At 69.5% G+C, this 14,400-nt stretch carries 14 protein-coding genes and 1 tRNA gene; 4 read left to right on the top strand and 11 right to left on the bottom strand.

All coding sequences use genetic code 11. The features are described 5' to 3' along the window. Positions 1–551 precede the first annotated feature (551 nt). On the top strand, positions 552–842 hold the full coding sequence (locus AB0C21_RS31915) for a hypothetical protein (protein ID WP_500209223.1): 291 nt from the start codon (positions 552–554) through the stop codon (positions 840–842). Positions 843–1,335: 493 nt separating this feature from the next. Then, entirely contained in the window at positions 1,336–2,403 is a 1,068-nt protein-coding gene (locus AB0C21_RS31910) for an FUSC family protein (protein ID WP_500209222.1), read from the top strand. Positions 2,404–2,589: 186 nt separating this feature from the next. On the opposite strand, the gene AB0C21_RS31905 is transcribed toward AB0C21_RS31910, so the two are convergent. From AB0C21_RS31905 to AB0C21_RS31885, 5 genes are all read right to left on the bottom strand, one after another. Continuing rightward, positions 2,590–3,369 (bottom strand): aminotransferase class IV family protein, encoded by a 780-nt coding sequence (locus tag AB0C21_RS31905; RefSeq protein ID WP_500209221.1) that lies wholly within the window; start codon positions 3,367–3,369, stop codon positions 2,590–2,592. A gap of 127 nt (positions 3,370–3,496) precedes the next feature. After that, positions 3,497–3,856, bottom strand: coding sequence for a hypothetical protein (locus AB0C21_RS31900; RefSeq protein ID WP_500209220.1), 360 nt, complete (start codon positions 3,854–3,856; stop codon positions 3,497–3,499). 374 nt (positions 3,857–4,230) lie between these two features. Continuing rightward, positions 4,231–5,415 (bottom strand): hypothetical protein, encoded by a 1,185-nt coding sequence (locus AB0C21_RS31895; protein ID WP_500209219.1) that lies wholly within the window; start codon positions 5,413–5,415, stop codon positions 4,231–4,233. Continuing rightward, complete coding sequence (locus AB0C21_RS31890; protein ID WP_500209218.1) at positions 5,402–5,644, bottom strand: hypothetical protein; 243 nt, start codon at positions 5,642–5,644, stop codon at positions 5,402–5,404. Before AB0C21_RS31890 ends, AB0C21_RS31895 begins: the two co-directional genes overlap by 14 nt. Before the next feature lie 1,038 nt (positions 5,645–6,682). Continuing rightward, positions 6,683–6,755: transfer RNA gene (locus AB0C21_RS31885), tRNA-Thr, on the bottom strand. A 161-nt stretch (positions 6,756–6,916) separates the two neighbouring features. On the opposite strand from AB0C21_RS31885, the gene AB0C21_RS31880 reads away from it, so the two are divergent. Both AB0C21_RS31880 and AB0C21_RS31875 read left to right on the top strand, forming a co-directional pair. Beyond that, the gene (locus AB0C21_RS31880) at positions 6,917–7,264 is read left to right on the top strand and encodes a YciI family protein (RefSeq protein WP_353819177.1); all 348 of its coding nucleotides are present in this window, start codon (positions 6,917–6,919) and stop codon (positions 7,262–7,264) included. Then, complete coding sequence (locus AB0C21_RS31875) at positions 7,261–8,433, top strand: RNA polymerase sigma factor (protein ID WP_500209217.1); 1,173 nt, start codon at positions 7,261–7,263, stop codon at positions 8,431–8,433. Before AB0C21_RS31880 ends, AB0C21_RS31875 begins: the two co-directional genes overlap by 4 nt. On the opposite strand, the gene AB0C21_RS31870 is transcribed toward AB0C21_RS31875, so the two are convergent. From AB0C21_RS31870 to AB0C21_RS31845, 6 genes are all read right to left on the bottom strand, one after another. Continuing rightward, entirely contained in the window at positions 8,402–9,307 is a 906-nt protein-coding gene (locus AB0C21_RS31870; RefSeq protein ID WP_500209216.1) for an EamA family transporter, read from the bottom strand. The two genes, AB0C21_RS31875 and AB0C21_RS31870, sit on opposite strands and share 32 nt — an antisense overlap. Positions 9,308–9,347: 40 nt before the next feature. Continuing rightward, entirely contained in the window at positions 9,348–10,265 is a 918-nt protein-coding gene (gene rlmB / locus AB0C21_RS31865) for a 23S rRNA (guanosine(2251)-2'-O)-methyltransferase RlmB (RefSeq protein ID WP_500209214.1), read from the bottom strand. A gap of 125 nt (positions 10,266–10,390) precedes the next feature. Continuing rightward, on the bottom strand, positions 10,391–11,785 hold the full coding sequence (cysS, locus tag AB0C21_RS31860) for a cysteine--tRNA ligase (RefSeq protein ID WP_500209213.1): 1,395 nt from the start codon (positions 11,783–11,785) through the stop codon (positions 10,391–10,393). An 87-nt stretch (positions 11,786–11,872) separates the two neighbouring features. Beyond that, positions 11,873–12,697: an alpha/beta fold hydrolase gene (locus tag AB0C21_RS31855; RefSeq protein ID WP_500209211.1), complete on the bottom strand. Its 825-nt coding sequence runs from the start codon at positions 12,695–12,697 to the stop codon at positions 11,873–11,875. After that, positions 12,684–13,937: an RNA polymerase sigma factor gene (locus AB0C21_RS31850; RefSeq protein ID WP_500209210.1), complete on the bottom strand. Its 1,254-nt coding sequence runs from the start codon at positions 13,935–13,937 to the stop codon at positions 12,684–12,686. Before AB0C21_RS31850 ends, AB0C21_RS31855 begins: the two co-directional genes overlap by 14 nt. After that, positions 13,934–14,290, bottom strand: coding sequence for a YciI family protein (locus tag AB0C21_RS31845; RefSeq protein WP_500209228.1), 357 nt, complete (start codon positions 14,288–14,290; stop codon positions 13,934–13,936). The genes AB0C21_RS31850 and AB0C21_RS31845 overlap by 4 nt, the downstream gene beginning before the upstream one ends. Positions 14,291–14,400 lie beyond the last annotated feature (110 nt).

Raw genomic sequence — 14,400 nt, 5'->3', positions numbered from 1 at the left:
AACCGACCCCGCGCTATCTTCGGATTCAAGAAGCCCAAGGAAGTGTTCGCCGAGCTACTGACCAGCGGAATTGCTTCCACCGGTTGAGGGCAGGCTCTACTAGCTCGACTGACTCCTCCAACAACGTACTCAATTCCGCGACAAGTCGACTAATCACGCCCAGTCTGGGATCTACTCTGCCGGTCATCCGGTACGCCTCCCGAATTACCAATGAAGGTAATGGTGCCTACCCTGAGCGTAGTGCGGCCGCGCCCAGCGACGCGAGAAAATTTCGCACTCAGAGGCCGCACGTCCGGTTCGCATAGCCAGGCGCGGGCGACGGGACTTGCAAGATCGCGAGTGCCGCCATTGCCCGCTATAGGCCAGGCCTCACTACCGGCACTTTCGGCTTGGGCACGCCCGCACTGCTGCCCGTTGTCTGCGGCGGGTGGCGTGGCCACAGACAGGCAGTAAGCAACCCCTGGCCTGGGAATGGCCGCCCCACGAACGCGATCGGAACCGTCCGTTCCGTAATTCTTCCGCGTCGGTCTTCGCGCTGGGATGATCAGAACATGCCCACGGAGTACCTGTATCACGGCGGGACCCTCTATGAACTCTTGTCCTACTACTCCCTGTCCGACTCTGCCTGGAGCATCGAACTGACCGATATGAGCAGTGACGGCGGACTGCTGGTCCATGTGCTGGTGCCGGATGAGGACCTTGAGCGCCCCTGCGAGGTGGTGATGACGGACGCGTCGCACATACCCGAAGATGTGTTGCGGCCTTTGCTTCTGGAGGTAGCGGAAAGCGCCCGGCATGCAGGAGCGACCTTCGTACGCGACCAGCAGCAGCCACCCGCTTGAACGTCCCGTCCAACACCAGGCAGAGGGGGCGGCGGTGCGCACGCGCCAGCCCGCCAAAGGCGCCGGTTACCGGCACCCCCACCGCACGCTTCGGCGGGCTGCCGTTGCTCGAGCCGGGCTTGGTCGATGTCGCGGCGTGGCGTCCCGAGGACGGTGCCCCTGCGGGAGAGCTACGCGTCTTCGCGGGCGTCGCCCAAGTGCCGTAGGTCGTGGCGACCGGTCCGGGCGCACAGAGACCCCTGTTCCAAGAGCACGACAACTGCCCAGATCGATTGTTGACCTTGCTGGGCAGCCCTACGGGGCACCCTTAGGCTCCATCCTCGTCCAGGAGAAGAAGGGCGCTCGGGCGGGGTACGCCAGCAGTACCTCCACAAAGTTGGGGACGTGGAGCGGCATACCCGGCGACGGGCGGACAGGGGCGGCCATGACCAGGGCAACCGAACGAGGAGGACAGCCTGTTCACAGCCGGAGGGTGATGAGTTGGCTGTCGGAGGTGTTCGAACTCAACCCCGCGGACGTCAACTGGCCGCGGGCGGTGGCGTTTCTGGACGTCGGGCTGGTGCCGCTGTTCGTCTTCTGGGCGATCGGGCACGAGCAGTACCTTCTCAGCGCGTTGTTCGGCCTGCTTTTCGCGGCGCTGTCCGACCCGGGAGGCGGTTACGGACATCGCGTGTCGCACATCTCCGCCTTTGCGCTGGTCGGGGCAGGGGTGACCGCGCTGGGGTTCGAAGTCGGGAGAGAGGCCTGGGGCTGGCCGGTGCTGGCGGCTTTCGTGGTCACGCTCGTGGCCGGGCTCACCGTCGCATTCGGGGTGCGCAGACTCGTCAACGCCCTGCTACTCAACATCTGGTTCATCGTCGTCATCGGACTGGAGTTCAACCTCCATCAACACGCCCGCATCACCAACCACACCTGGGCTCAGGTGCTCGCCTGGGCCGGTGGGGCAGCGCTGTGGATCGCGGTGACGTTCATTTGGTGGCTGATCCGCGGGCGTACGGACTCGCCCCAGCCGTTCGCGGAGATCCCGGGCGACGCCTCGCGAAAGAGACCGAGTCGACCACTGGTCATGTTCTCGGTGATCCGCGCCCTCGTCATCGCCGGCACCGTCGCGCTCGCGTTGGGACTGGACCTGTCACACGGCGTCTGGATCCCGATCGCAGCCATGATCGCGATGAAGCCGAGCCTGGAGCAGACGACGCTCATAGCCGCGCAGCGCCTTGTGGGCGCGTTGATCGGCGCCGCCGCGGCCGCGCTGCTATTGCTGGTTCCAGCGAGCGAACACGGACTGCGGCTGTTCGCTGTGGAGCACGGACTCGGAATGGTGGCGCTCGTGTTGTTCATGCACGGGGCGGGGATCCGCTTCTTCAGCTACACGCTCTACAGCGCGGCCATCGCCGCGGGAGTGCTGATCATGGTGGACCTTCCCCAGCCCTCCGACTACGCGGCTGAGGGCTACCGAGTGCTGTGGACGCTGTGCGGTGTGGGCATCAGCCTGCTCGTCATGCTGCTGGCAGAGCTGATCGCCAAGCTGACCACCAAGGCACCACCTCAGCCGACCTGAACACGCCCCCGCCATCGGCCCACAGCCGCGGCCTCGGGGGCTTGCTGGCTGCTCTGTGGACACGCGGGTCGGGGGCGGACGGGGCCGGGGTCGTCGAGCCGATCAGTTCGGCGACCCGGGCCTGCCCATCGGGGCCACAGGCCGCCAGGACGGTGTCCAGACCCTGCTGGTTGATGCGGCGGGTGCTCAGATTGCTTCGGCCGGGATCTCTTCGTATTCCTTGCGAAGGGTCTCCAGAATCGGATGCTCGTCCGGGAACTCCACCTCGTTGATGGCCGTGATCGCCCGCACGCCAATGGCCGTGTTGGTCGCGAACGCGGCTTCCATGCGGGGCAGGTCGGAGAGGTTGACGGGGGCGATGGACGTCGCTTCGTGCACCTCGTGCAGTAGGCGCATGGTCACGCCTGTGAGCACTTCGGCGTTAGGCCAGACGACTTGCTGTCCGTCGAAGAACCCGATGTTCCACGTTGCTCCCTCGGAGACGTACAGGTCCGAGTCGGTGAAGACGCAGTCGTCGAATCCGTCGAGTTGGGCGTTGCGGCGATGCCTGAGGGTGCCGAACAGGCCGAGGTGCTTCTGCTCAGGCAACTCGCGCACGTAGGGGACGGACTGCACCCGGATCGGCGCCATCGGCCACGCCCCGGACCGGCGGGTCGTGACGAGGACCTTCGGCTTGGCTCGGGCTCCCGGGTGGCCAAGTTCGAGGTCGGGATCGTAGATCGTCACGCGGACGACGAACACGCCGTCCCGTCCGGCGGTGGCCTGTCTGACGTACTCCCGGACCTGTTCGCGGTCCAACTCGTGACCGAAGAGCACACGGCAGTCTCGAACAAGCCGCTCCAGATGGTGCGAGAAGCCCCTGACGTGCTGGCCTTCCACGCGCATCGAGGTGAAGTGACCGTAGTTCACCAGGGCTAGTGCTTGGATCTCATTCGGGGAGACAGGTATGCCGTTGAGTTCAGCCACAAGGCCAGTGTGTCAGGAGGTACGGCCTGCTCCCGGGGCCGGGTGCAGCACAAGATCGCCGCTGCGTCGGCTCCGGGAGGCGGGATGGCCTTCGCCAAAGGCCGCTGGCTCGGCACCCCAAAATGCTTTAACACGGATCCATCTCGTACACCGACGTGGCCACAGGGCGATGTTTGTTGATCACGCTCCACTCCACGCTGCCCTCGATCGAAGACAACATGTCCGAGAGCGGTGCATGCCCTTCTTCCTTGAACCACCAGTCATGGTCACTGCCCAGGGCTTCAAGCTCGGCGACTGCTTCGTACTCGAAGTCGCACGTCAATTGCGTATAGCTCAGCAGATCATCCTCATCATCACCGTGGGCCTTGGCGAGAACAGAGAACTGTCGGCAGACTGAAAGATGGAAGCGGCGCGGGCCATCGAACGATGCGGTGAGATACTCGTACTTCATGCCGTCTTCCTCGACGTTGTCGAGCGGGATGTCCATGAATCGACTGAATACTCGCCACGTGGTGATGAGCTCAAGACTGTTGGGCTCCTGCCCCTCTTCTCTTAAAAGGTCAAGTAGGCGTTCATAGGCTTCACCGTGTCGCATGTTTCTCCGGCGAAAGTGGGCGAGCACGTCTCTGACTCGACAGCGTAGCCCAGGAAACCGGCGCCTTTACGTGATCTACTGACAGACGCAGGCAATGCATGATCTAAGCCGTCTCAGGTCTTGGCTCGCGTCGTAGACGACTGGGGCGGCAGTGGCCGGGCTGTGCGGCGGGATCGGACGGGACAGGCCGCATGCCCGGCGCCGGGGCGGGCGGCCGCGTAGCGGGCGCCCTTGAGACGTAGAGAAGGTCTCATCCGGCCGGCGGACTACCCGGCTGACCTTGGGTTTAAGGTGCCCTGACCACCGATGGTGGGGCCTGTTGGCCAGAGGGCTTCTAGGTCGCTTGGGGTGAGCGGGGCTTGGTAGGCGGCTTGGAGGACGTTCGTTTTGGTGGGGTTGTCGGCTTCGGCGAGGTTAGTGAACCAGTCGATTCCGGCGGGGTAGGCCCAGAGGTAGGAGCGGAGTTGGGGGTTGGCTCCTCGGTCGGTGAGGAGGTCGGCTATGGCTGCGTCCCTGATCCAGGGCATGCGGAAATGGGCGTGGTCGGCCAGCTCGGGGATGGTGGCGCCTTGGTTGAGGGCTATGTGCAGTTCGGCGCGGACCAGTTGGTTGTAGTGGTCGAGCTTGGTGCGGGTGGCCAGTAGTTCGTCGTCTGGCGTGATGAAAAGGGGTAGGGCTTGGGCGAGTCCTTCTAGGAGGACTTGTTGCGGGGCGTGGATCGACATCAGGCGGACCCAGGGGACGTCGTGGGTGGCGGCTCGGGCTGACCAGCTCGCGCTCTGGAGGCCGTGGCCGAGTACCTCGTGGAGGGCGAATTGGCGGGCGGCTACCTTGGTGAAACTGGCGCGGCTCAGGTTGAGGCGTAGGCGGACCTGGTCGCCGGCCCCGTCCAGCCAGTACGCCCAGTAGGCGTCCACCTCCGTGGTCTCTACGGTGAGGTTGAAGGGGGCCTGGCCGCCGGTGGCCTGGCGGACGGCGGGCTCGTAGTCGGCGGCTGCCTGGCGGATCGCGTCGGGGGCCTCGCCGGTCTCGATCGGGCCCTCGATCGCTTTGAGGTCGCGGGCGGTGTCGGGTCCCCATGCGATGCCGAGGGTTTCGAGTGCTTGGCGGGCCTGTTCGCCGCGGTGGGTGATGTAGTCGTCCTGCCATCCGGTGGCGGGGCATCCCTGGGTGGCCTGGACGTAGTCGTTCAGGGGCCGGTGTTCGCCCAGCAGTGCGCCGAGGTAGGCCAGATCGGCGGTCAGGCGGGTTGTGAGGCGGTCGGCTCCGGCCTGGACGGTGCGGGCGCGTAGATCGGTCAGGCGCTGGTAGACCGCCAGGCGGTTGTCGGCCGGTTCGGTGGGCATGGTGGTGGGGGCACAGTCGAAGTCGATGACGGCTGCGGATCCGCGGCCGGTCTCGTAGGCGTGCCAGGCTCGTATGGTCTTTTCGATCTCGTCACGCAGGTTCACGGATCGGCTCCCAGCGCAGCGTCACGGCCTGGTTCGGGCGCAGGTGATCACAAGTCAGGGACATGACGGTGCCCTTGCCGCCGAGGTCCCAGACGAGGCTATCGGTGGCGGAGTTCTCCGAACCGTCGAGATGTTCCTCGGTCGCGGTGCACCCTGCGGAGCCGACGTCGCGCTGGCGCAGGGGCTCAGCCGCGCAACTGGCGACGTTGTGAGCCTCTACGCAGATCACTGGTCCAGCCCAACCGAGCACTGGAAGCCAGTGAACCGGATCCCCAGGCGCTGAGGCGAGGGCTGTGGTCGGTCGCCATAGTCACCCCGCCGGGGCAACCAGAGCGGGGCGGGTTGCGTCAGAGTGACGAAGCCGCGGCTCGCGCCATAAGGCGAGATTCACAACGACTGTTGGAGCGACGATGACCGCACCTGAGAAGCGCATTCCCGGGCAGACCAACGCCGAGTACGAACGACGGCGGGATCCCAACGCGAACTTCATCGGAACACAGTCGCTGCAGGGGGGCGGAGACCCTTCCTTTGTGATCAGGGCCTCTCAGGCTTTCTTCGCTTGGCTCAACCGGCGCAGGGACCGCAAGTCGCGTTAGGTGCGGCGCGGCCCGCGGCTTCGTCCTCATGCCGGCAGGGTGGGGGTCGGCCAAAGCGCCGACTCAATGCTTCCGTATCAAGCGTCGTGCCGAGTAGAAGCCGTTGTCTGGCCAGGATCGGCCTACGGTGGCTGGACTCCGCAGCGGCCGGTTCGCCGAGAGCGAGCCCAGCCTCGTGGACGGGACGCGAACGAGGCCGCCGCCCACGCCGCGTGCCTCCGCCGCGCGGGCGGTAAGCCGTGCCAACGGCGTGAGCGCCGCTGCCCTTGGCCGGAAGGCCAAGACGCTGCGGCTTATGCACGCCATGCACGCTCGTCCTCACACCCGGAGATCATAAATAACCTCCGCACGCTTCATACCGACCAGGCAAAGGTGCGGGCTCGCGCTCGGTGAGGCGTGGCTGAAGCACGGGCTGATCTTCCTGTCCGAGGTGGGCACGCCTACCGACCCGGAGAACTCACGTCTTCCCCGCTGGCCAAGCGTGCGGGGCTGGGGCACTGGCAGCACCCGGGCATCGCCATCACGAAGGACACCTACGGGCGTCTGGTCGTGGACGACAAGCGCGCAGCGGCCGAGGCGATGAGCGGCGCCCGTTCGGCGGCTGAACCTCGCGGCTCCCACGATAAAGCAAACAGCCCCCTTCCTTGGTCGGAAGGGGGCTTTGAGGTGGGAGCCGGCGAGGGGACTTGAACCCCTAACCTTCTGTTTACAAGACAGATGCTCTGCCAATTGAGCTACGCCGGCGGGCTCGTCCCGCATCGTAGTCGACTTGGGGGCTCGGGGGGATCCGGGTTTTTTCTGGGGTGGGTGTCGATCTGGTGGAGGCCCGTTCGTATGGGAGGGGAGGGGGCCTCGCGGGGAAGGACAGTGTCGTGGGGGCGGCGTCGTTCGGTGAAGGAGGAGGGATGAAGCTCTATGTGCTCAACATCATTCAGCCGGTCGGGGAGATCCCGCCGCCGGAGGTGCTGGAGCCGGTGATGGCGGAGCTCGCCGAGGTGCGGCGGGATCTGGAGCGGCAGGAGTGCTGGGTGTTCGGGCGGGGGCTGGAGCAGCCTGAGGCGAGCACCGTGGTGTGCATGCGGGAGGGCGAGATCATCGCGACGGACGGGCCGTGGACGGAGGGGAAGGAGCACGTCGGCGGCATCACCGTCATCAAGGTGGTGGACCTGGAGGCGGCGTTGAAGGTGGCGGCCAGGTTCACGCAGGTGACCGGGTTGCCGATCGAGGTGCGGCCGTTCCTGGGCGAGGTGTGATCGAGCGGGTCTTCCGGGAGGAGCACGGGCGCGCGGTGGCCGTGCTGGTCCGTGTCTTCGGGGACGTGGACGTCGCCGAGGAGGCGGTCCAGGAGGCGTTCGCCGAGGCGGTGCGCAGATGGCCGGTGGAGGGGGCGCCGCCGAGTCCGGCGGGGTGGATCATCACGACGGCGCGGAACAAGGCGATCGACCGGTTGCGGCGGGACGCCGCGCGGGCCGGGAAGTACGCGCAGGCCGTGCTGCTGAACGCGGCGGAGCCGGCCGAGGCGTCGGCCGTGGAGGACGATCGGCTGCGGCTCATCTTCACGTGCTGCCATCCGGCGTTGCGGATGGAGGCCAGGGTCGCGCTGACGCTCCGGTTGCTGGGCGGGTTGTCGACGGCGGAGATCGCGCGGGCCTTCCTGGTGCCGGAGAAGACGATGGCGCAGCGGCTCGTCCGGGCGAAGGCGAAGATCCGGGATGCAGGGATTCCGTACCGGGTGCCGGAGCTGCCCGATCTGCCCGGACGGCTCTCGGGTGTGCTCGCGGTCGTGTACCTGGTGTTCAACCAGGGCTACGGCGGGCGCGAGGAACTGGCCGACGAGGCGATCAGGCTGGGGCGGGTGCTGCGGGAGCTGATGCCGGACGAGCCCGAGGTGCTGGGGCTGCTGGCGTTGATGCTGCTCATCGAGTCGCGCAAGGCCGCCCGGCGGCGGGACGGCGAGTTGGTGCTGCTGGGCGAGCAGGATCGCGGGCTCTGGGATCGGAGGCTCGTGGAGGAGGGGCAGGCGCTCGTCCGACGGTGCCTGGAGATCGGGCGGCCCGGGCCCTACCAGCTCCAGGCGGCCATCAACGCGGTCCACAGCGATGCCGGGAGGGTCGAGGACACTCGGTGGGATCAGATCCTCCAGCTGTACGACCAGTTGATGGTCGTGGCGCCGAGTCCTGTGGTGGCGCTCAACCGGGCCGTGGCGGTGGGCGAGGTGCAGGGGGCCGGGGCCGCGCTGGAGTTGGTGGAGCGGCTCGACCTCGGCCGGTACTACCTGTTCCATGCGGTCCGTGCCGATCTGCTGCGGCGGTTGGGGCGGGACGGGGAGGCCGCCGCAGCCTATGACGAGGCCATCGGACGTACCGAGGACGAGGCCGAGAAGGCGTTCCTCAAGCGGCGGCGGGACGCGGTCTCCGGTTGAGGGTCTGGCCCGCGACCAGGGCTCCCAGGGCGATGGTGAAGCCGACGACCTGCCACGGGGTGAGGGTCTGGCCGAGGATCAGCAGGCCCGCCAGGGTGGCGACCATCGGGTTCGTGAGGCCGAGGAGGGAGACGGAGGTCGGGGGCAGGCGGTCGATGCCGCGGAACCACAGCGCGTAGGCGATCGCGGTGCCGACGATGCCGAGGTAGGTGAAGCCCAGGAGGTTCTCGCCGGTCAGCGAGGACGGGACGCCCTCCAGCGCGAGGGTGAGCGGCAGGAGGACCAGGCCGCCGACGGTGAGCTGCCAGCCGGTCATGACCAGCGGCGATTCGGGGCGTCCCCACTTCTTGGCCAGGACGATCGCGGTGGCCATGAGCGAGGTCGCGGTGAGCATGGCGGCGATGCCGAGCGGGTCGAGCCGGGCCTCGCCGCTGAGGGTCAGCAGGGCGACGCCGCCGGTGCCGGCGAGGGCCGAGTACAGGACGGCGCGGGCCGGGCGGATCCGCAGGACGCCGAGCGACAGCAGCGCCACGACCAGCGGCTGGACGGACCCGATCGTCGCGGCGACGCCGCCGGGGAGACGGTAGGCGGCGAAGAAGATCAGCGGGAAGAAGGCGCCGAAGTTCAGCAGGCCGAGGACGACCGACTTCCACCACCAGTCGCCGCGCGGCAGCCGGCGGGTGGCGGCGAGCAGCACCAGGCCGGCGGGCAGGGCGCGCATCGTGGCGGCGAGCATCGGGCGGCCGTCGGGCAGCAGCGTGGTGGTGACGACGTAGGTGGTGCCCCAGCTCGCGGGTGCGAGGGCGGCGAGGGCCAGGTCGGAGGCGTAGCCGGTGCGCAGGGTGGGTGCCGGGAGGGCTGTCGCGTGATTCACCTCAACGTCAATTATCTGAACGTTGAGATTATTTCCGATCTCAGGTGCGGAGGCGGCTGATCTCGTACAGCGCGATGCCCGCGGCCACCCCGGCGTTGAGCGACTCGGCCTTGCCCGGCATCGGGATCGTGACGAGCAGGTCGCAGGTGTCGGCGACAAGCCGCCCGAGCCCCTTGCCCTCCGAGCCCACGACCAGCACGAACGGCCCGGAGGCGAGCTCCAGGTCGGCGACGGTCGTGCCGCCTGCCGCGTCGAGGCCGGCGACGAAGCAGCCGGCCTTCTGGTAGGCCTTGAGCTGGCGCGAGAGGTTCGTCGCCTGCGCGACCGGGACGTTCGCGAGGGTGCCGGCGGACGACTTCCAGGCGCCGGCCGTGACCCCCGCCGCGCGCCGCTCCGGGACGACCACGCCGGTCGCGCCGAACGCGGACGCGGACCGGACGATCGCGCCGAGGTTGCGCGGGTCGGTGATGCCGTCCACCGCGACGATCAGCGGGGCGGTGCCCTTGAGCAGGTCGTCGGGGTGCGCGTACCGGTAGGGCTTGACCTGCAGCGCGATGCCCTGGTGAACGGCGCCGTCGGTCAGCCGGTCGAGCTCGTTCTTGCCGGTCTCCAGCAGCGGGATGCGGCGGTCGGCGGCGATCTGGATCGCCTCGCGCACGCGCTCGTCCGTCCCGGAGGTGACGTACAGGGCCGTGCCGGGAACGCCCGCGCGCAGCGCCTCGACGACCGGGTTGCGGCCGGTGACCAGTTCGGGCACCTCGCCGGTCGCGCGGCGCGCACCGGCGGGACGTCCGGCCGGACGGGTCTCCGACGAGCCCTGGGCGCGCGCGCCGGGGCCGAGCGTCGGGGTGCCGGTGCGCCTGGAGTTCTTCACGGCGCGGGCCTTCTGGCGCTTGCCGTGCCAGTGCCGGTCCTCCGCCTTGGGGGTGGGTCCCTTGCCCTTGCGCTTGGCTGCCATGTGTCGGTAACGCCCTTCGCGACGATTGCCTGCTCGCCCCGGCCGGGCGGCTCAAGATAAGCGGACGGCGACGAACCCCCGCGAACGTTCGATTTTATCCGGCGCGCGGCGTGCGCCATGCACGGTCAGCCGCGCTTCAGCTCCCAGCGTGGGCCCTGCGGGGTGTCCTCGACGACGATACCGGCCGCCGAGAGGCTGTCGCGAATGGCGTCAGCGGCCGCGTAGTCCTTGCGGGCGCGGGCCGCCTGCCGCTGCTCCAGCGCCACCTTGACCAGGGCGTCGACGACGGGGTGCAGGTCGTCTTCGCCGGAGGCCTGCCACTGCGGCGCCAGCGGGTCGATGCCGAGGACGTCCGCCATCGCCCGGACGGCTGTCATGTGTACCTTCACTGCGGCGCTGTCGCCGGACGCAAGAGCGCTGTTGCCTTCCCGGACGGTCTCGTGCAGCACCGCCAGCGCCTGCGGGACGCCCAGGTCGTCGTCCATCGCGGAGGCGAACGCGGACGGCACGGAGGACGGCGCGCCGGCCCCCACGAGCTCCGATGCCCGCGTCACGAAGCCCTCGATCCGCTGGTAGGCGGAGACGGCCTCGGCCAGGGCGGCGTCGGTGTAGTCCATCAGCGAGCGGTAGTGCGCCGAGGCGAGGTAGTAGCGCACCTCGACCGGGCGGGCCTTGCCCAGCAGGTCGGGCAGCAGCACCACGTTGCCGACGGACTTGCTCATCTTCTCGCCGTCCACGGTGAGGAGCCCGTTGTGCAGCCAGTAGCGCGCGAAGCCGTCACCGGCGGCGCGGGACTGGGCGATCTCGTTCTCGTGGTGCGGGAAGATCAGGTCGACGCCGCCGCCGTGGATGTCGAAGGAGGAGCCGAGGTACCGGGTCGCCATCGCCGAGCACTCCAGGTGCCAGCCGGGGCGCCCGTCGCCCCAGGGCGTCTCCCAGGACGGCTCCCCCGGCTTCGCGCCCTTCCAGAGCGCGAAGTCGCGCGGGTCGCGCTTGAGGTCCTCGTTGGGGGTGTCGCCGGCGGAGCGCATGTTCTCCAGCCGCTGGTTCGACAGCGCGCCGTACTCGTCCGCCCAGGACTTGACGTCGAAGTACACGTCGCCGCCCGCCGCGTACGCGTGGCCCTTCTCGATCAGCCGGCGCATCAGGACGATCATCTCCGGGACGTGCCCGGTGGCGCGCGGCTCGATCGTCGGGGGCAGGCAGCCGAGCAGGTCGTAGCCCTGGGTGAAGGTGCGCTGGTTGCCCTCGGCGACCGCGAACCAGGGCACGCCCCGCTCCGCCGACACCGCGATGATCTTGTCGTCGACGTCGGTGACGTTGCGCGCGAACGTCACCTCGTAGCCGGACGCCCGCAGCCAGCGCAGCAGCACGTCGTAGATGACGCCCGAGCGCAGGTGCCCGATGTGCGGGGCCGCCTGCGGAGTCGCGCCGCACACGTACATCCCCACGCGGCCCTCTTCCAGGGGCTCGAACGTGCGGACGCTACGGGTACCGGTGTCGTAAAGGCGCAGGCTCACAGGTTCAGGTTATTGGATGGACGTCCGGCTACGTGGCGCATCGCCCAGGCCGCCCCGTGCCATCGGGTCATGTCACCGGGGCGGCGCTCAGTGGAACGTCTTCTCCAGCCGGGCCGCGAACGCGGCGGCATGCGGTCCGAAGCCGCCGTGGTCGCCGGGGTAGGTCTCGGCGGACGTCCCCAGCCGCTCGGCCAGCGCCAGCGCGGCCCGGTTCGCCGGCTCGCCCTCCGACTCCTCCCCCGCCACCAGGACGATCCGGACGGACGACCCGCGCAGCGCCTCCACATCGGGCGTGTACCGCCCGAAGGTCGGCACCTCGTAGCCCACGAAGAAGTCGGTGTTCTTCTCGAACCGGGCGAACATCTCCTGCATCTCCGGGCTCGGCGGCTTCTGCTCCTCTGCCCCGCCCTCAGGCTCCTCGCCGCCGCCCATGCCCATCGCGGCGCCGAACGTCCCCATCGCGGGGCCGACGCCGCCCTCGCGGTAGGCGCGCTCCACGTCCGTGAGGACGGCCTCCCAGTGCGCCGCGTCCGGCAGTATCGCCAGCAGCGACGGCTCGTGGGCGACCAGCGCGCGCACCTGCTCGGGGTGGCGCGCGGCCAGCTCCAGCCCGATCACCGCGCCCGAGCTGTTGCCGAACACGTGGGCGGGGCCGTCGGCGACCTCGGCGAGCAGCCGGGACGCGTCGTCCGCGTGCACCTCGATGCGCTGCGGCTCCGGCGGCCCGTCGAGCGGGCTGCGCGAGTTGCCGCGCCGGTCGTAGGCGACGACCGTGTACCGGTCGGCGAGCGCCGCGGCGAGCCCGGCGTAGCCGGCCGCGTCGTAGATCCCGCCGCAGATCAGCAGCAGCACGGGCCCGGAGCCGCGCACCTCGTAGTAAAGGGTCGCGCCGGGGACGTCAAGCTTTCCCATCAGAGTCTCCTTCGTTGATCCGGGCGGCGCGCTCCTCGAGGTAGCGCCGCTCGGGCATGCTCGTCGTGCCGCGGGCGGCGTCGCGGTACGCCTCCCGCGCGGCCGGCGCGTCGCCCGCCCTCTCCAGCAGGTGCGCCCGGACGGCCGCGAGCCGGTGGTGCTTCGCCATCCGGTCGTCGCCGTCCAGCGTGCGCAGCAGGTCCAGGCCGGCGGACGGCCCCTCCACCATCGCCAGCGCGACGGCCTCGTTCAGCGTGACCATCGGGTTCGGTGCGAGATGGCCGAGCAGCCGGTACAGCGCGAGGATCTGCGGCCAGTCGGTGTCCTCCGGCCGAGCGGCCTCGGCGTGCACGGCGGCGATCGCGGCCTGCACCTGGTACGGGCCGGGCGGCGACCATGTCAGCGCGTCGGTGATCAGGGCCGTCCCCTCCCGGATCGCCTCGGCGTTCCAGAGCGTCCGGTCCTGCTCGGTGAGCGGGACCAGAAGGCCGCCGTCGGCGGTGCGGGCGGCGCGCCGGGCGTCGGTGAGCAGCATCAGCGCGAGCAGCCCGGTCACCTCCCCGTCGCCGGGCAGGGCCCGGTGCAGCGCCCGGGTCAGCCTGATCGCCTCGGCGGTGAGGTCCGTGCGCTGCAGGTCGGGCCCGCTGGACGCGGTGTAGCCCTCGTTGAAGATCAGGTACAGCACGTGCAGGACGGCCCGGAGCCGCTCGTCCCGCTCCCGCGGCGCCGGCGCCGCGAACCGCGCACCCGCCGCCTTGATCTTCTGCTTGGCGCGGCTGACCCGCTGCGCCATCGTCGCCTCCGGGACGAGGAACGCGCGGGCGATCTGCGCCGTCGTCAGGCCGCCGACCGCCCGCAGCGTCAGCGCGACCTGCGAGGACGGCGACAGCGCCGGATGGCAGCACAGGAACAGCAGCGTCAGCGTGTCGTCGCGCTCGGACGCGCGGTACTCGTCCGGGCCCGGCGCGGCGGGCTCCTCCGCGAACACCGCGGCCTCGCGGTCGCGGCGGGCCCGCTCGCTGCGCCACTGGTCGGTGAGCCGCCGGGTCGCCACCGTCAGCAGCCAGCCGCGCGGGTTCTCCGGGACGCCCTCCCCCGGCCACTGCACGGCGGCGGCCAGCAGGGCCTCCTGCACGGCGTCCTCGCACGCGTCGAAGGCGCCGTGCCGCCGCACGAGCGTGCCGAGCACCTGCGGCGCGAGGGCGCGCAGCAGGTCCTCGACGGCCGGGGGCGTCCTCACATCTCCGCCCCGGAGTCGTGCATGATCGCCCTCACCTCCATGCGCCCGCCGAACCTGACGTCCGGCCAGCGCGAGGCGATCTCCACCGCCCGCTCCTCGGTCTCGCAGTCGACGGCGATATAGCCGGCGAAGTGCTCCTTGGCCTCCAGGAACGGGCCGTCGGTCACGACCGGCCGGCCGTCCACGCCCACGACGGTCTTGGTCAGCGACGGGTCGGCCAGCGCCTGCCCGCCGACCAGCTCGCCGGACTCGGTCAGCTCCTTCATGATCGCGTCGACCTCGCCGAACAGCGCGGTCCGCTCCTGCTCCGTCAGCTCCTCCACGAAGCCCGGGCGGTTGTAGATGAGCAGCATGTACTTCACGGATCTCTCCTCGTCGTCGGTCGGTTTCGCGCGAGCCGCCGGCCCGCCGGACGGCCCCGCCTCCGGGCCCGTCAGAGAAGGATCGGAGCCCCCGGCCCGTT

The sequence above is a fragment of the Spirillospora sp. NPDC049024 genome (genome assembly GCF_040649235.1).
In the GTDB taxonomy this organism is placed as follows: domain Bacteria; phylum Actinomycetota; class Actinomycetes; order Streptosporangiales; family Streptosporangiaceae; genus Spirillospora.
This window is presented reverse-complemented; position numbering and strand designations above follow the sequence as displayed.